This is a genomic window from Gloeotrichia echinulata CP02, from assembly GCA_038087035.1.
GTDB lineage: Bacteria > Cyanobacteriota > Cyanobacteriia > Cyanobacteriales > Nostocaceae > Gloeotrichia > Gloeotrichia echinulata.
The window spans coordinates 2,771,876-2,788,005 of record CP051187.1; the positions used below are offsets into that span (position 1 = coordinate 2,771,876).

Consider the following 16,130-nt stretch of genomic DNA (forward strand, 5'->3'; position numbering starts at 1 on the left):
TTATGCAATTTAGCTTTAAGCAACTCTACTTTCAGCATGGACACGCTTAAATAGTGGAGTTATCCGCCTTGGATGTACTACCTGACACCCCCTATCCCTTAGAACAGACTGGAGACAGTCAAATCCTTCAGGATTACTTTTTCTGCCGATGTTGTACCCTGCGTTCACGTCAGCATGAATCTTCAAACCATTTTTACTGATATACCACGCACGTTTGACACGTTTTCCTGAGAATACATGCTTGATCTTGTTGTTAGGTTGATAAGTTGGGATGATGTCCCAATCAATCGCTGAAGCCTTACTTGTGTAAGATTCTTCTGCTACCTTAACGGTAATACCGACTCTAACTAATTTGTAAGTCAGCATTTCGATAAATATTGCGTGTGGTATTTGAGTAAAATTTTGGTTTGTACGTTTACCTAAATTAAGACGTGTTTTCCATTGTTCGTTTTTCCCGATTGAGACGTGAGTTACACCAAGAGATAGAAGTTGATCCACAATCATTTTTGTGGATTGATGCAAATATGAATCTATAAATTGATTACGGTTGCGGACGATATTTGCGATTCGCCTTGATTTAGCTTTACCATGAGGCAGAAAACCTCGAAACTTGGCAACCTGCTTGTTATAAAACTGGTTGGCTGATTTCAATGGTTTACCATTTACAATAATTGGTTGTATTGCTAGATCATTGAAAACAATCGTCGCTAGATTATCTAAACCAATATCTATCGCCGCATTCAGTTCAGGATTCAAACTACAAAAAAACTCTGACAACTCGGTAATTTCATAGACTATTTCGATAACGAAGCATCCAGTTTTTGGGATAATTCGTACCTCACACAAGTCCTCAAACTTTAGTCCAGGCTTTACTGGAATCCTGATTGGCGACATTGATGGGATAATGAAACCTTTATTAAATTCTCTTTTACCAATTGCTTGATTATTGAATTTCACTAAGTTTTTGTCATCAACATAATTAGGTGGTTTTGGTCTACCAGTGAACTTAGTTGGTTCAAGTTTATAAGCCACTAATGCTTTGTAGTAAGCAATCCACGCATCTGCATTCTGCTTCAAAACGAGTTGCGCTACTTTTGCGCTTATTGCTTTGTAGTTCTCGTTTTGTTTAAATAAAGTGTCTAAGCTAGCTTGTGATTGAGTTCCCCAACCATAAAAAAAACCTTGACGCTGAGTGAATTGAGCAGTGTTGTAAAGCTGCCGAGAAATAGTGGTAATGTCACTACAATAATCAAACCAGTCATGTCCTTCTTTGATTATGTGCTTTTCTACTTGACGCATATTTATACTGAGCGTAGTCAAAGTATTGATCAACTTTGGCAATGAAATTAGTATATCATTCAAGATACAGTAAGATATGCTTGACTAGAAAACTTAATCAATCTGTTGGAGAATTTAAGGCTTCTACAATTTTTTCGGTTTTGCGCTTTGCCCTGATATCTTTTTCGGGTCGTAATCAACAATTACCGTACCCGTGGGAAGTTGCTCTGTTGGATATGGTATTTTACCTGCTTTGTCATGTCGCCAAGCGGTAACGTACGAAATCCCCAAGGTTTTAGCATAATCAGATAATTTCATTAGGACTGTCTTTTAGACTATATCTGACTATGCTAGACTATATTTTGTTTAAAGTTTTATCATACTGATTTTGCCATAGCTGGATAGAGTGAGGTGGGGGGATCGGGAGGTTCAAAGCCTCAACGTTCAAGTTCAAAGCCTCAACGTTCAGGTTCAAAGCCTCAACGTTCAGGTTCAAAGCCTCAACGTTCAATCCCGCCAACCCCCAATCCCTAACCCCCAATCCCCAATCCCCTACCTACGGTCGATTAATCCGATTAAGAAGCCACAGCGAAGCCACCAGACCTGCATAGTGAGCTGTGACTGTGTTAGTGTTTGCTTGGACTACAAACATATCTAAACCACTGATGAATGGTTGATTACCTTGTGGTGAGAAGATGAATTGAGTTTGGGTAATCGCCCTGGCGGCTAAAGTCCCAACGATGGCTTGTGCCCCTAACAGCGTCAATAGTATTCCCAGCAAATTGACCATCAGTCCTAAGCGCAATACTTGTACTGTCTCGACCTTACGCGGGCGGTTGCTGGGGTTACTAGATACCAGTAGAATGCCTAATCTGGTGTAACGGTAAGCTAAATAAATGCCCACACCCAACGTCACCAGTCCGCAAATTGCCAGAAAGATGCCAAACGCCGCGCCTGAATTATTCCCTGAAGTGCCTGGTCTCTGACTGGAGATGGCAAACAACAGTAAGATTACGCCAGAAACAACGCCTAGTACTAACTGAATCCAGAAACTAATCCAACCTATAATCCGAAATTTTTGGGCAATTGCCCGAAGAGTAGATGAAGACGATAGAGTATCACGGTCTTGTGACATACTGATCACCAATGTGCTAGGCGCTTGATAAATTTAATATCACACTTACCAGATGGAAACCGACTATCTCAAGTCTAGGAGGTCAGTATCACATCACAAGTTTTGTGTGTCCAAGATCATCGCAATTTTGTTCCAACATCTCCTTTACCCGAAGATATTAAGATCGGCATTGGGATAATCACCGTAAAACAAAGTGTTTATTAAGTTTTACAGACAAAAACGCATTTTACGTGTAAAATTTTTTCGATGGCATCTTTATGCTTAAGCAGTTCTAACCAGATCGGCATCACTTGACACAAAGGCGGCGGCAAAGCCAATGTCTTATCGCTTCGCTCCTCACCACACCGTCTTGAGCTTGGGTAGGGACGTAATATTTTTTTGCGCCCCTAAAACTCATACAACTTGTCTCACGACCTCAGAAGCGTGGGTCATCGTTTGATGTTTACGCTTTGGAAATCCTGCCCAAGTAGCTTTATATACGTAACCTTCGCGGGTTAACACTATATACTGACTACAAGGATTCTAGATCCCACCATAAGGCATTGTTTTAGCCATTCACTAACCATGAAACTTGAGGATATATATCAATTCTTTGAGAATCCTCCGCCAGCTTACCTCTGTCAGGAACTAGCAGTTTGTTACATTTTGGATATTTTGCTACAAGAGGAATCCTACGGTACCGAATTGATCCAGCGCCTGGAGACTGAATATCCGACCTATCGCCTTTCGGATACCGTACTTTATAGTGCGATCAAATTTCTCGAAGACCATAGGGCAATCAGTGGATATTGGAAAAAACTCGAAGGGCGGGGACGCCCCAGGCGGATGTACCAAGTTTCTCCTGAATGGCAAGTTCAAGCGCGGGATTTGGCTCGGCTTTGGCAAGACTACATACATCGGAGGACAAATTAACGAATAATAGAAAATGAATAAGTCTCCTCCAATCACACAGTAACTATGAGTTATGGATACTGCAATTCTGCCATCTACTTTGCTCTTAACCGTGTTGTTATCAATTGGGCTTTTGTTCTTTATTCGGGCTTCGACCAAAGACCGGACAGAAATAGCCCAATTGGTATCTGAGCAAGACGAAGCTACTCTAATGCCTCAATTACAAGAGTATTTTCGCTCCCGGTCATACCGAGTGGCAGCGGTAGACCGAGAAAAAAACCAAGTGACTTTTGAAGGCTTTGTGAAACCTAGCTGGTTTTTAGCAGTGTTTTTGACGCTGTTAGCTTCGACTGGTCTTGTTTGTCTATCACTTGTTTTGTCCCTGCTTGTGCCTCAATTCAGTACCCTTTTTGTGGGGATAGTGCTGCTGTCGCCTTTAAGTGGTCTTTTTTATTGGAAAAAAGCCGGAAGACTTGAGAAAGTGTTGCTCAAGCTGGAAGCAACCCCTAGCGAGCAACACTCATCAAGTGAAATCACTGTTATAGCCCATCGAGACGAAGTTTCAGAGTTACAGAGGGCACTACAGTTAAAAACTATTGAATAATTGTTAGTTTTTGTGACTAATTGTCACTAATATGGTCGGGGGAAATAAACCGTACTGGTGACGGTCGTCATTGGGCATTGGGCATTGGGCATTGGGCATTGGGCATTGGGCATTGGGCATTGGGCATTGGGCATTGGGCATTGGGCATTGGGCATGGCAAATAAAAAAATATTCAACCGTTAACCTTCAACCGTCAACCGTCACGCCTCAACCTTCAAGAACTTCAAGTTGGTTTGAGATGCAGGCTTCTGACCGAATTTTCCGGAAATAGACATTAGGGAGCCGAAAAAACAACTCATGAGATGTCAAATTTCCCTACGACACACATCGTAGGGAAAAGCTGAATCCCTTGATAGAGGGTATACAGAAATCCACCGGATCAGCGTGCAACTCCGCTCTCCCTTCTGGACACCTCTCGCTCTTTCCTGACTCCCTGATGTATCATTCAAACTAGCAATCAACCCAGACAAAACTTGGGTGGCTTGTAAAGAGTCGATTGTCTAGTGACTATGGACTAGCTTGACTGGCAAATATGCTACAAACCTAAAAAAAATGAAATTTCTGCATAACATGAGCAATTTTGCCAGTTAAATGATTGTCATAAGTCGCATTCAATGAGTAAGATAACCACTTAATGGTTCAACGACTAGCTAACGCTAGGGGTTCTTGACCAGCAGGAGCTTCTAAGACCCTCAGGCTGGGAAACAAGAAATGGTTCTCTTCAACGTATTGAGCACCAAACAGCCCTTTTTCTGCCCAAAAATAACGATCTGTTGTGTGTTCATTCCGCTTTACGAGTAGCAAGGCTGGTGGCGCGATTCCTTCAGCTTGAATGAATTTCCTCGCTGCTGTCACAGGTTTTTCTTCGCCACTTTCGATGCTATATTGAGGCACGTGTTCTAAAATGCGTCGTCCTTCCTGACGACGACGACTTTTCCGTTTCCGTCTCCTTGCCAACCTATTTTCCTCCTCTTTCAAGCTGTAGATTGTAGTTATAGCTACAAAATCCGTCGTAATTATATAATTTCTAGTTAAAAAAAGCAACAGTTTCTAAAGTATTGACACAATAAAATAATATTTTTTAACGTAGAGAAATCAAAAGTAGCAAAAGATATAATTTCTTGGTGCAAACCATTACTAAGAAGATTTAGTTAAGCTTTATTAAACGGGTGAGGGAAAAAGTAAGGACTTTCTTTCATCATCCCTCAAATTGTGTAATTCTGATCAAGATCTAAAAAATGTTAATGTCTACCAGTTCTGATTTTCTTGCTCTATGCCGAGAGCAAATAGCACTGCTGACCCAAGGACTGGGAGCATCCTTAAGTGTTGTGTACTTAACACAAGAATTGGTAGAGTCCTCAACAGGGGAGGCGAAACTGATTCCTGTGGTAGTCTACCCAGAGACGGCAATATTAGGGCAAGCAGAGGAGGCTGGGTCGGCGATAGCACCGAAGCAACTACAAGTTGGGAATGTTTTGGCATTACCCCAGCGTCAAGGAAAACTACTGACAGTAGGGTCGGACTCTCCTACCTCCTCAAAGGAGTATGGGACACCAGAGGAATACTTACTCAGTGGGAACCAAATTGTTTTGCCCCTGATTCATGAAGGTGTGATGATGGGGTTACTGGTGACAGGGAGGGAAGACCGGGGATGGAATGAACAGGAGCAAAGTCAAATTGAACGGATAGCCCAAACCCTAGCGATCGCCTGTATTTTAGATCAGCGGCGAGGATGGTTACAGCAGCAGTTACAGCAACAACAAATTTTGCAAGAACGACAACGGGATTTGCTAGATAACCTCTTGCACCAGTTTCGCAACCCGTTAACAGCATTACGGACTTTTGGTAAACTGCTGCTCAAGCGACTACGTTCACCAGACCCTAACCGAGATGTCGCTAGCAATATGATCCAGCAAAGCGATCGCCTCCAGGAACTGCTGCTACAGATTGAGCAAGTAATTGACTTGACAGAAGCGGATTTAGGGCTACTGTTACCGCAAAACGAAGTATTTGTAGAAGCAACTGTACAAAAAGAACCACTACCCGCTTTATTATTGCCAGGAACAGGAGATAAAGAAGTTGACTGTTCCTTGCCAGATTTGTTAAAACCATTGTTAATGTCAGCAAAGGCGATCGCACAGGAACGCAATTTGCAACTGATAGCTAAAACTAAGCGCAATTTACCGCTAGTACGCGCTAATATCAAAGCATTACAAGAGGTATTGACTAATATTATTGATAATGCGTTGAAATATACTCCGGCTGAAGGCAAGATTTTGATTCAGATAGGGCTAAAAAAAGCTAATTTGCAGGGAATTGCCATTAGTGACACAGGCCCTGGAATTCCACCACAAGATTTAGATCATCTCGGTGAACGCCATTATCGGGGTGTACAAGCGCAAACTGAAATTCCTGGTACGGGTTTAGGATTAGCGATCGCCAAACAATTAATCGAGCAGATGCAGGGAGAAATCGAAGTTTTCAGCCCTGCATTAAATTCCGCAATCACATCAGCAAATGCGCCAGGAACTACGTTTATTATTTGGTTACCAGAAGTTATACCAATTTGAAAAAAGAATGAGACAGATAGGGTAGGGGATCTAGGCCTTGCGCCCCTACAGATGATCGATGTGTTGCAAAGATTTTTTGAATTGGTATTAGTCATTAGTCATTAGTCCAGGACTTACGCACTAGGCTATTTGTGGAGATCGGGTATAGGGCATAGGGGATTGGTTAATTTTTTGGTGTCTATGTCCCATGCTCAACCCAAACCCTTAATTTAGAGTTACTCATGGGTAAGTCCTATGGTCATTGGTCATTGGTCAATTTGGCTTATTCACAAAGAACAACTGACAACTGTAGTTTAGTTGGGGGATAGGACTAAATTCGAGTTGAGGGTGATAGCCAAATCCTGATCAGGTCTGAGGACAAAGACTTCGGCTTTATTTTTCCGTAACAGGACACTTGCTAAAGCACCCGCAGCGGCACCACCCACAGGTTCTAAGACTTCAATTTTACGGTTTCCTGTAACCAATGCAATTAAAGTCGCAGCGCCTGCACCAATAGCTGCATCAGTTAAAATCTGACCAGTGTCGGCGCCCCTTGATATGGTTTCTGTTCTGGTAATTGTTTTAGAAGTGGCATTAATCGATTGTCGGCGACCAGAAGAAAATACTAATTCTTGTGCTACAAATCGCACACCTTTGTTACTGCGATTTTGATTTTCAGAACCACGGTTGAGATTTACAGGTTCTAGTCTGCCAACAACTTCAGTACCAGAGGGAATCAAAATATTTCGGTTTCTGTCGATAATATCGTTCGCTATTCTGAGCGTTAGGGCTGAACTTTCCCCAGGACTGACAACCACTTTCTCTTTTTCGTAAGTAACAGGTAATGTGACATTGACAGGAATGCTAATTACCCTGGGTTGATTAATGTTGTATTGGGCATTAGCAGGAGCAAAGGTAAACAAGGGGGTCATAGAACATGTGGCCATTGCCATTGTCATGAGTGCAGCAGTGCTTGATTTCCAGCGATGAAGGGGAGTCATGGGAGGGTTGACCTTTGTGTTGGTGATGTCTCTAATGACGGGGCTTGATTGATATAGTTTCTACAATTTATTCAATCTGCTAATAGGACTATTCCGAAGGTAAAGGAAGCTCTATAATTGGGAGGATATGCAATTTTTATTTAACATTTTTATACTGCTGATATCCTTACTTGAATAGGGGTAAATAAGATTTATGACGCCAATATTGCTGTCAAGATAAAAATGATGGACTGTAGTGCGGGCATCTTGCCCGCGTGAGCGAGACGCTCACACTACCAAAAATCCCTCAAAACAAAATTGACAGACTACTAGTCCACCAAGGTAACTTTACCAGGTAAAGCAGATTTTCAAATTCTCTGGAAAACCTATTCCTTCTCTTCTCTACGTTCCCTACAGGACGCTGCGCGTAAGCGGACCAACGACCAAAGCCGAACTTTCTCTGACATGAATTTCTACATCTCGTCGTCGCTGGGTAAACAAATCCGCGTCTTGGATATGACGGGGTGTGAGAAAATGAGCGACTTGGTTTGAAGACCCCCGCCAACCTTGGTTATCATTAAGTTCTGCAACATACAACCCATCAATCAACACATCAATCTGGTTGAGAACTTTATTAATCGCCCCACATGAATGCGATCGCAGCGGCGCGACAAATCGGTAGCACCGGGATTGTTTTAGCACCGATGGCTGCTTGTGCTACTGGAATTTGGGCGATCGCCCAGGCTGCAAATCTCGTGCAAACTGGACAATGTGAGCGGGTCATTGCTGGGGCTGTGGAAGCACCGATTACTCCCCTAAGTTTGACAGGATTTCAGCAGATGGGTGCTTTGGCAAAAACGGGGTCTTATCCCTTCGATTTGCACCGGGAAGGCTTGGTTTTGGGCGAAGGCGGTGCTGTGTTTATCCTGGAATCAGCAGAGTTGGCTAGGGAACGTGGGGCAAAGATTTATGGTGAGATTCTGGGTTTTAGCTTGACAAATGACGCATATCATAGTAATGTACCAGAACCAGAGGGGAGGAGTGCGATCGCCGCTATCAAGCAATGTCTCGCACGTAGTGGACTAACTCCAGCCGATATTGATTACATTCATGCTCACGGTACAGCTACTCTCCTCAATGACCGCATAGAGAGTATGGTGATACAGCGGTTATTTCCCCAAAAAGTGGCGATTAGTTCAACTAAGGGAAGCTCAGGGCATACCCTTGGAGCATCGGGAGCTTTGGGTGTAGCTTTTTCGCTCTTGGCTTTGCGAAATCAGATTTTACCACCTTGTGTGGGATTGCAGCAACCCGAATTTGATTTGGATCTGGTAATGGCTGCACGTCATAGTAAAATTCAGCGGGTGCTGTGTTTTAGTTTTGGCTTTGGCGGACAGAATGCGGTAATTGGTTTGAGTCTGTATAGAAAAGTTTAACTTGGTCTAAGTTAAACTTTTCTATACAAAACCTGAAGTCATACAGAAGGACGAAACTAGACTTGGAAGGCAGATCTAGTATTACAGCAATTTTCACTCATTTGAACCACAGATCTTCGTAGGGGCGCAAGGCCTTGCGCCCCAAAAGCGTGGTCTATTTACCTGAAAATGGCTGTAATTACAGTAATCGAGAAACTGTAAACATCCTTTTCCCAAACTTTACTGGGTTTTAGGCGATAAACTCGATGTCGAGAGAGGGAATAAATAAGGGGTTTTGAATGTTGGCGAATGCAGTGCCTTGGAATAACAAGTTACCAGTTGATGAGTTGTAGCTGAAATTGCTAAAGGAACTAGAGCCAAACCCTGATGTAGAAATCTGGATTTTGTCATTCTCAACAAAATTAAAGTCTGTGATGATATCAAATCCTTGAAATAGGCTGTTGAAGACAAATTTATCTGCACCAGTACCACCTGTCAAGGTGTCATTACCAAAGCCACCATTGAGGATGTCGGCACCGCCACCCCCGATTAAGGTGTCGTTACCGCTCTCGCCATTGAGGCTGTCATTGCCATCACCACCATTGAGGGAGTCATTTCCGTCGAAACCTAAGAGGGTGTCATTGCCATTACCACCATTGATGGTGTCATTGCCATCAATACCAGTGCCACCATCGATAAAGTCATTGCCATCACCACCATTGAGGATGTCGGCACCGCCACCCCCGATTAAGGTATCGTTACCGCTCTCGCCATTGAGGCTGTCATTGCCATTACCACCATTGAGGGAGTCATTTCCGTCGAAACCTAAGAGGGTGTCATTGCCATTACCACCATTGATGGTGTCATTGCCATCAATACCAGTGCCACCATCGATGAAGTCATTGCCATCACCACCATTGAGGATGTCGGCACCGCCACCCCCGATTAAGGTATTGTTACCACTGTTGCCGTTGATGACATTATCCTTGGCGTTACCGGTGCCGTTAATTGCGGCTACTCCTGTCAAAGTCAGGTTTTCTAAGTTAGGACTTAGAGTGTAGCTGACTGAAGCCAGGACTGTATCTACACCACCCAAAGCATCGCCAAATATTTCTGCGGCTACATCAAAAACGTTGTCTACGATGTAGGTGTCATCATTGTCACCGCCATCCATGTTATCGGCACCTGTACCCCCATCGAGGAAATCATTGCCATTACCACCTCTGAGTATATCGTTCCCGCTAAAGCCGTTGATGGTGGCTCTTGCGTGTATAGCGTGCTTAATTATTAATGAAAGTCGATTAAATTGCTTTAATAACAAGGCTTATAGGCGTTTATAATTTGATTTTTAGTAACAGTAGCTCAAATACAAAAAATAATGGCTTTTATCGGAGCCAGGCAAGGGTTTCAAACTTATTTTTTAACAAATTCAGCACGCTAAGTACGCAAGAACCCTCATTACATGGCTAAAACCTTAATTTTTGGTTGCAGTTGACCTAAGTCATAACGCCAAAATTATACCTTCTGGGACTTTTAAAACAACCTCTAACAGGCTTCTCCTGATCCAATACTGCGTAGGTTAAGAAAATCGCAAAGCGTGAAACCCTTGTAGAGACGTTACATGTAACGTCTCTACATTCGTTAACCGAGCAGTATTGTCTCCTGATCTATTCTTGGTGCAACTACAAGCTTATATTTTTAGGACTTACGCACTGTAAAAATTTGGCATGGTATGCTTTTAGCAAAATAAGTTGTTTCAGGCTTTGATTAATTATTACTTTGATGGTAAACAGACCCGCGTTTTCGGGGTTTAGCAATGCTAAACCCCTACGACATCTCTGGTTTTTTGCAGTCCATATTTTGTGTTTTTTGTCAATGCGTAAGTCCTAATTTTGTCTGAACTTAAGTGCAAAAGGTTGTCAAAATCACTTTAAGGAAATGTCCGCCCATTCATCTGCACCCCACCATAAGGACCTGGAACCGGGCGAGAATTTGACGGTTGCTGTTGTTCAATAGGCAACTGTTGCCAGCCATAATTGCCATATCCTACTGGCGTTGGAGGAGTTAAATTAGTAGAATTGGGACTCTGTATAGAGTCGGGGGAAATATTTATCGGTGCTGCAGAGATGCCAGTGTTATTTAAATTATTGTCAGAATTAGGAAACTGATTTGTTATGGGTGGTTGAATATAACCTGTTGCCCTATTTAACCCAGTATTAGCTGGTAAAGTCTGACTAGGTAAGTTATTATTCAGTGGCGTTACTGTAGATGAATTGTATAAAGCCGACCCCATCGTATTGATTTGATTATTTGTGGGAGTAGCAGTTGTACTATTGATAGTAGAGAGATTCTGCTGGGTTGCTCGGTTGATAGCTGTTTGTAAGGGACTGCTAGGGACTAAATTTTGACTTTTATCGCTTTGAGTAGCTAATCCGATTCTCCCATCTTCAGGGGTTTTTGCTGTCTGTTTGGGTTCAGATGATGACTGGTTATTATTATAATTCGTCCCAATCTGCATTAAATTTTCTGCTTGCTGGACAAACATATTTTGGTTCCCAGGTGCAGATGCGCTATTAACCATACCCAAACCAGAATTTGATTTGGTATCACTAGCCAAAGACTGTGGTTTATTAATTACACCCCCAAATAAGCTTTCGCTTTTTTTTGTTTGAGTATTGGTGTTGAAATTACTGACGATTACTGGCAGATTTTTTTTAGCAGCGTCATTCAACAGAACTGGTAAGTTATCAATATCGGCTGCAATGGCTTGATCTTCATCTGAAAGAGAGGAGTTAGCAAGTTTGGGTGAAGTATCTACCTTGTTTGGCTTGTAAGTGAAAAAATCTGGGTTTGACCAGTATTCCTGAATTATGAACCCCATCACCGATAAGAAAATGGCTGTTACCCAAAAACCAGGTTGCCCTAAATTCCATAATCTGGCTTTGAGATAGCGTAAGTAGGGAGGGGGATAACGACGATTGTGCATGAGTTGGGTATTTCAAACTTACTTGCTATGGACAAAACTTCCTGGAAATTCACAGCACCGACTACCAATGCTTGTATCTTCGTTTCCAGGGAAGATTTTCAGGAAAAATTCATGGTGACTTCATACTAGCTTCTCAAAATTTATTAGTCACTAAATATCACTAAATGTCACTAAATATTTTTATTTTTTGTTAGTCCCTAAAAAAATATTCTATTTGTAGGGGCGCAAGGCCTTGCGTCCGCATTACCGCTGGGCAATCCTGATTAATAAGAATACACCTGTTGCCAAGCCAAAAAAGTTGGGTAACCAAGCGCCAATGAAGGGAGAAAGGATACCAGCCTGTGCTAAGGCACCAGAAATCGATAAAAGTAAGTAGTAAGTGAAAATAACTACGACACTAATACCAAAACTGGTTCCCCGCCCAGTACGCTGAGGGATAGTACCCATAACGGAGCCTACCAAGCCAAATATTACACATATAAATGGAAAGGCGATTTTTTGCTGAATTCGCACTTCCAGTTTGCGAATTTTTTGGCGATCGCCACCCAAGCGTTCAATTTCTAGTTGTTCTAGGGCTTGGGAGATATTCATCTGGTCGTAATCACGGGTTTGTTCTGCCAAATTAAATGCTGTGCGTGGCAGTTGCATTTGATAATGTTTAAACTGGGCGATGTTGCGATAAGAGCGATCTGGTGCTACTACATAAATAGTACCATTAAACACATCCCAAGTGTTTTGAGAAACATTCCATTCTGCGGCTTCGGCGACTACAATTTGATTTGGTCCTTCGCGAGAACGGTCAATAATTGTCAAACCATTAAACCGTCTACCATCAAATTGGTCTGCGTAATACAACCGTGTCAAAATCTTTCTATTTTTACCATCCTTATCCTTCATTTCCCCCGTTTCTGGATAAATGAAGTTATCCTTTTTAACAGATGGCTTTTCTGATTTTATCGCTCGCTCCAAGGTGATCGCCGCCTGGTAATTTGCGGCTGGTGCAATATGTTCGGTAAACACAAATGTCAGCCCTGTGACTACCAAGCTTAACATTACAGCAGTTAGCACCATACGATAGACACTCACCCCACAGCCACGCAAAGCGATCAGTTCACTTTCACTAGAAAGACGACTGTAGGTCATCAACGCCGCCAACAATGTGGACATGGGGAAGGCATAAACGACAACATAGGGTAATTTTAATAAAAAAACCTGAAGGGCTACTGTTAGCGGTAGACCAGATTCTACAACTTTCCGTAACAACTCAAATAAGCTGTCAATTGCCAACACCACCGAGGTAAAAGCCCCAACACCAAACAAAAAAGGCGCGACTAATTGGATCGCTAAGTAGCGATCCATGATAGAAAAAGGTAGCAATGAATTCAGTGTGTAGAAAGGCTTCAACTGCTTAGAAAACATAAATAACTTGAAAAAATAAATATTGTTAACCAAAGACTTTGTCAAGAACTTCTATGGAAGTTAGTATCAAAATTCAATTTCCCATAGAAGTCTGACATAATTAGACCTGGAAATTATCACCTAAATAATATTGCCGCACGAGTGGGTTATTGTAGAGTTCATCAGCAGTACCAAAAGCGAGAATTTGCCCTTCACGCATGATATAAGCCCGATCTGTGATGGCGAGGGTTTCGCGGACATTATGATCTGTGATTAAAATTCCCATACCGCGATCGCGCAATCCGGCTACAATTTGCTGAATTTCCGCAACGGCTATGGGGTCAACTCCAGCAAAGGGTTCATCCAAAAGTAAAAATTTTGGCCCCTCTGTTCCCGCAGCTAAGGCTCTGGCTAATTCTGTCCGGCGTCGTTCACCACCAGAAAGTTGAATTCCTTTGCTGTGAGCCACTTTTTCTAAACGAAACTCCCGCAGTAAATTTTGGATTCGCCCTGACCACTCCCGAGGTGGTACATTAGTTTGTTCTAGCACTAATAGAATATTATCCCGGACTGAGAGTTGGCGAAACACACTGGGTTCCTGCGCTAGATAACCAATACCCAGTCGCGCTCTTTTGTGCATTGGCAAACTAGTAATATCGGTATTATCTAGCCAGACTTTTCCCTGATTGGGTTTTTCTAAACCTGTAGCAATGTAAAAGGTCGTCGTTTTACCAGCGCCATTGGGACCGAGTAAACCGACGACTTCCCCTTGGGAAACTGAAAGGCTGACGCGATTGACAATCTGTCGCTTACCATAAGATTTGTGAACATTTTCTAAGACAATTTTCACCAGAGCCGCCCTTTCTCAGTAATTAATGTTAATTAGAACGTTTGAAAGGTGGTGTCTGTGGGGCGGGTTTAGCAGCTTGTCCACCAGTATCTGAATCCTGCACCATGTAGATCGACTCTACCTGACGTTTGCCTTGGGGTAAAGCCACAAATCGCCCTTCATCAATCAGATAGGTAACTTTTTCCGCCCGCATACTATTACCACCTTGTTGTAAAATATAGACGTTACCACTGAAATCAATTCGGCGTTCTTTACTAAAGTATTGTGCTTGGGCGGCTGTTGCTTGTATCTGGCGAGCTGGATATAACATTTGGACGTTACCGCGAGCCGTTACCACTTGGTTTTTGGCGTCATATTCTTGCACATCGGCGCGGATGGTGAGCGGGCGATTTGCAGAAGATGTTTGTGCAGTTGCAGTTTGCACCTGGGGTGGAAGCACCATTGCGCCCAAGAGTGCAGCTGGTAGGGCGAAGGCTAATGCACAGCGACGTATCTGTGATTTGGGCAATTGATAGGAAGGTATCATAACAATTTCTAATTAATTTAGGATTTCAGCTTGTACTCTCATTATCCAGACATGAATATAAACTATCTGGATTGAAACTCCCCACGGATAAATCCGGGGGATTCTTAAGGAGTCCAAAAATGAACCCTTAAAGGCGTACTCAAAGCGCCTCTACTGACTCCTGCTAGGTCTAAGCCTAGAGTCGCCGCTACTTTACGTGCAACATTTGCAGCACCGTTACAATCAGCTTTGAATCGGATATTGATTTTCGCACCCGCTCTACTACTGGCTGAAACTAGTGACGCTTTCCCAAGTTGAAGGTTTCGCTACCAATCCTCTGAGATTAGCAAGCTTTCAAGGAAACCCATCAGGTAGCTCTGACAGCTATACAAGTCCGAGAGAATAAACCTAGATTCCCATTTGCCATTCCAGACAGCAAGTTCAATGTGCTACATCTGAGTCTTTTTTTTATTGACTAGGGAGTAGCAAAAAATACAGCAATTTTCATTTCTTTGAACCACAGATCCTTGTATGGGCGCAAGGCCTTGCGCCCCAAAAGCGTGGTCTATTTACCTGAAAATCATTGTAATATCTGTACCTCATTTACCTGCAATCTGCTGTAAATTCCCCAATATTTTGAATCAGTAGGGTGCGTCAGCAGTAATTAATCTCTTAGCAATTAGGGGTTTTTCTGACTGACGCACCCTACAAATTGGAGATTTTTAATTGTCAGTCGCCTACTGAGCTAGGACAATTCTAGGCAAAGGTAAGGTTTCATATTCACTGAGGTCATCTTCAGTGGAAATTTTATCTGGGCCGATTTGTTGTAGTGCAGTTAACAATGCTCCACTTTCCTGCAATAATTCTTCCAAATCAATGCCGCCGTAACTGGATGGATAACGACGCAGGCGATTGCGTCCTTCTCCCAGTAAAATTACTGCTCCTCGCCAGTTGCCATTACCCAAATGATACAGTGCCACAGCAATTTGCAAAATCCCTTGATAAAAGGATTTTTCCGGTTCGCTGGCTTCGATCCACAAGGCTTCTAAGGTATCATGACAGGCATAGAACTGTCCAGAATTAAACTGTTCTACGCCTTGCCAAAACTCTTGGGGCATGGTTTCGCTCATCCCATAGTATCCCGCACTTCTTTGATTGTTTCTAGAGAAATTTCTTGTTGGTCGCCTGCAAACTCATTGTCCGATGTCAGGAACAGCATACAATGGCATTCTTTACGCTCACGCATTGGTACACAGGGACAGTTCCAATATGCAGCGTTGACCTCAGCTTCTTTATCTTCGTAATGGCGACAGGGACACAAAGGCGCACCGAGATCATCTTTATGTTTGGCTAGTCCTTCAATGACGACTGCGGTAACAGAGGGTTCAGAACAGAAATAAGTTCCAGTACGCTTTGCGTATTGCTCAGAAAAATGCCGCATTGCCTCTAGGCTTTTATCGGTGGATTTTGTGTTAACTTCTGATGAGATCATTAAATCGGCCGCTCATAATTTAAACATTTCTTTGCATTGTACATCAG

At 42.7% G+C, this 16,130-nt stretch carries 17 protein-coding genes and 1 pseudogene; 5 read left to right on the top strand and 13 right to left on the bottom strand.

From position 1 onward, the window contains the following. Positions 1–15: 15 nt before the first annotated feature. The 3 genes from HEQ19_12255 to HEQ19_12265 form a co-directional block, all read right to left on the bottom strand. Positions 16–1,299 carry a transposase gene (locus HEQ19_12255; GenBank protein WYM00175.1) on the bottom strand — a complete coding sequence of 428 codons (1,284 nt, stop codon included), beginning with the start codon at positions 1,297–1,299 and terminating at the stop codon, positions 16–18. Between the two features lie 123 nt (positions 1,300–1,422). After that, positions 1,423–1,596, bottom strand: a complete 174-nt coding sequence (locus HEQ19_12260; protein WYM00176.1) for a hypothetical protein — start codon at positions 1,594–1,596, stop codon at positions 1,423–1,425. A 238-nt stretch (positions 1,597–1,834) separates the two neighbouring features. Further along, positions 1,835–2,413 (bottom strand): DUF3611 family protein, encoded by a 579-nt coding sequence (locus tag HEQ19_12265; protein ID WYM00177.1) that lies wholly within the window; start codon positions 2,411–2,413, stop codon positions 1,835–1,837. Between the two features lie 564 nt (positions 2,414–2,977). On the opposite strand from HEQ19_12265, the gene HEQ19_12270 reads away from it, so the two are divergent. Genes HEQ19_12270 through HEQ19_30925 form a run of 3 tightly spaced genes read left to right on the top strand, consistent with a single transcriptional unit; the run spans position 2,978 to position 4,091 of the window. Continuing rightward, entirely contained in the window at positions 2,978–3,325 is a 348-nt protein-coding gene (locus HEQ19_12270) for a PadR family transcriptional regulator (GenBank protein ID WYM00178.1), read from the top strand. 52 nt (positions 3,326–3,377) lie between these two features. Next, complete coding sequence (locus HEQ19_12275) at positions 3,378–3,908, top strand: cofactor assembly of complex C subunit B (GenBank protein WYM00179.1); 531 nt, start codon at positions 3,378–3,380, stop codon at positions 3,906–3,908. A 57-nt stretch (positions 3,909–3,965) separates the two neighbouring features. Further along, the gene (locus HEQ19_30925) at positions 3,966–4,091 is read left to right on the top strand and encodes a hypothetical protein (GenBank protein WZI67193.1); all 126 of its coding nucleotides are present in this window, start codon (positions 3,966–3,968) and stop codon (positions 4,089–4,091) included. 456 nt (positions 4,092–4,547) lie between these two features. Here HEQ19_30925 and HEQ19_12280 read toward each other — a convergent pair whose 3' ends face one another. Beyond that, complete coding sequence (locus tag HEQ19_12280; GenBank protein ID WYM00180.1) at positions 4,548–4,865, bottom strand: DUF3155 domain-containing protein; 318 nt, start codon at positions 4,863–4,865, stop codon at positions 4,548–4,550. A gap of 281 nt (positions 4,866–5,146) precedes the next feature. Between HEQ19_12280 and HEQ19_12285 the strand changes: the two genes are divergently transcribed. After that, on the top strand, positions 5,147–6,478 hold the full coding sequence (locus tag HEQ19_12285; GenBank protein WYM00181.1) for an ATP-binding protein: 1,332 nt from the start codon (positions 5,147–5,149) through the stop codon (positions 6,476–6,478). A gap of 293 nt (positions 6,479–6,771) precedes the next feature. Here HEQ19_12285 and HEQ19_12290 read toward each other — a convergent pair whose 3' ends face one another. Then, entirely contained in the window at positions 6,772–7,458 is a 687-nt protein-coding gene (locus HEQ19_12290; protein WYM00182.1) for a conjugal transfer protein TrbI, read from the bottom strand. A gap of 390 nt (positions 7,459–7,848) precedes the next feature. Continuing rightward, positions 7,849–8,049: a hypothetical protein gene (locus HEQ19_30930; protein WZI67232.1), complete on the bottom strand. Its 201-nt coding sequence runs from the start codon at positions 8,047–8,049 to the stop codon at positions 7,849–7,851. Positions 8,050–8,056: 7 nt separating this feature from the next. Here HEQ19_30930 and HEQ19_12295 point away from each other — a divergent pair. Continuing rightward, positions 8,057–8,873, top strand: a pseudogene (locus tag HEQ19_12295) (beta-ketoacyl-ACP synthase). 229 nt (positions 8,874–9,102) lie between these two features. Here HEQ19_12295 and HEQ19_12300 read toward each other — a convergent pair. The 7 genes from HEQ19_12300 to HEQ19_12335 form a co-directional block, all read right to left on the bottom strand. Then, positions 9,103–10,173 (bottom strand): calcium-binding protein, encoded by a 1,071-nt coding sequence (locus HEQ19_12300; protein ID WYM00183.1) that lies wholly within the window; start codon positions 10,171–10,173, stop codon positions 9,103–9,105. A 609-nt stretch (positions 10,174–10,782) separates the two neighbouring features. Next, the gene (locus HEQ19_12305) at positions 10,783–11,838 is read right to left on the bottom strand and encodes a hypothetical protein (protein ID WYM00184.1); all 1,056 of its coding nucleotides are present in this window, start codon (positions 11,836–11,838) and stop codon (positions 10,783–10,785) included. 243 nt (positions 11,839–12,081) lie between these two features. Next, positions 12,082–13,257 (bottom strand): LptF/LptG family permease, encoded by a 1,176-nt coding sequence (locus tag HEQ19_12310; GenBank protein ID WYM03376.2) that lies wholly within the window; start codon positions 13,255–13,257, stop codon positions 12,082–12,084. Positions 13,258–13,357: 100 nt separating this feature from the next. Further along, positions 13,358–14,086, bottom strand: coding sequence for an LPS export ABC transporter ATP-binding protein (gene lptB / locus HEQ19_12315; GenBank protein WYM00185.1), 729 nt, complete (start codon positions 14,084–14,086; stop codon positions 13,358–13,360). A gap of 28 nt (positions 14,087–14,114) precedes the next feature. Then, positions 14,115–14,612: an LptA/OstA family protein gene (locus HEQ19_12320; protein ID WYM00186.1), complete on the bottom strand. Its 498-nt coding sequence runs from the start codon at positions 14,610–14,612 to the stop codon at positions 14,115–14,117. A 716-nt stretch (positions 14,613–15,328) separates the two neighbouring features. Further along, on the bottom strand, positions 15,329–15,721 hold the full coding sequence (locus tag HEQ19_12330; protein WYM00187.1) for a DUF309 domain-containing protein: 393 nt from the start codon (positions 15,719–15,721) through the stop codon (positions 15,329–15,331). Continuing rightward, positions 15,718–16,083, bottom strand: coding sequence for a ferredoxin thioredoxin reductase catalytic beta subunit (locus HEQ19_12335; protein ID WYM00188.1), 366 nt, complete (start codon positions 16,081–16,083; stop codon positions 15,718–15,720). Before HEQ19_12335 ends, HEQ19_12330 begins: the two co-directional genes overlap by 4 nt. Between the last annotated feature and the right edge of the window lie 47 nt (positions 16,084–16,130).

Coding starts and splice junctions, on each gene's coding strand:
- HEQ19_12310 (WYM03376.2), bottom strand. CDS start 13,257: ATGTTTTCTAAGCAGTTGAAGCCTTTCTACACACTGAATTCATTGCTA.
- HEQ19_12335 (WYM00188.1), bottom strand. CDS start 16,083: ATGATCTCATCAGAAGTTAACACAAAATCCACCGATAAAAGCCTAGAG.
- HEQ19_12270 (WYM00178.1), top strand. CDS start 2,978: ATGAAACTTGAGGATATATATCAATTCTTTGAGAATCCTCCGCCAGCT.
- HEQ19_12290 (WYM00182.1), bottom strand. CDS start 7,458: ATGACTCCCCTTCATCGCTGGAAATCAAGCACTGCTGCACTCATGACA.
- HEQ19_12305 (WYM00184.1), bottom strand. CDS start 11,838: ATGCACAATCGTCGTTATCCCCCTCCCTACTTACGCTATCTCAAAGCC.
- HEQ19_12285 (WYM00181.1), top strand. CDS start 5,147: ATGTTAATGTCTACCAGTTCTGATTTTCTTGCTCTATGCCGAGAGCAA.
- HEQ19_12275 (WYM00179.1), top strand. CDS start 3,378: ATGGATACTGCAATTCTGCCATCTACTTTGCTCTTAACCGTGTTGTTA.
- HEQ19_12320 (WYM00186.1), bottom strand. CDS start 14,612: ATGATACCTTCCTATCAATTGCCCAAATCACAGATACGTCGCTGTGCA.
- HEQ19_12260 (WYM00176.1), bottom strand. CDS start 1,596: ATGAAATTATCTGATTATGCTAAAACCTTGGGGATTTCGTACGTTACC.
- HEQ19_12330 (WYM00187.1), bottom strand. CDS start 15,721: ATGAGCGAAACCATGCCCCAAGAGTTTTGGCAAGGCGTAGAACAGTTT.
- HEQ19_12265 (WYM00177.1), bottom strand. CDS start 2,413: ATGTCACAAGACCGTGATACTCTATCGTCTTCATCTACTCTTCGGGCA.
- HEQ19_12255 (WYM00175.1), bottom strand. CDS start 1,299: ATGCGTCAAGTAGAAAAGCACATAATCAAAGAAGGACATGACTGGTTT.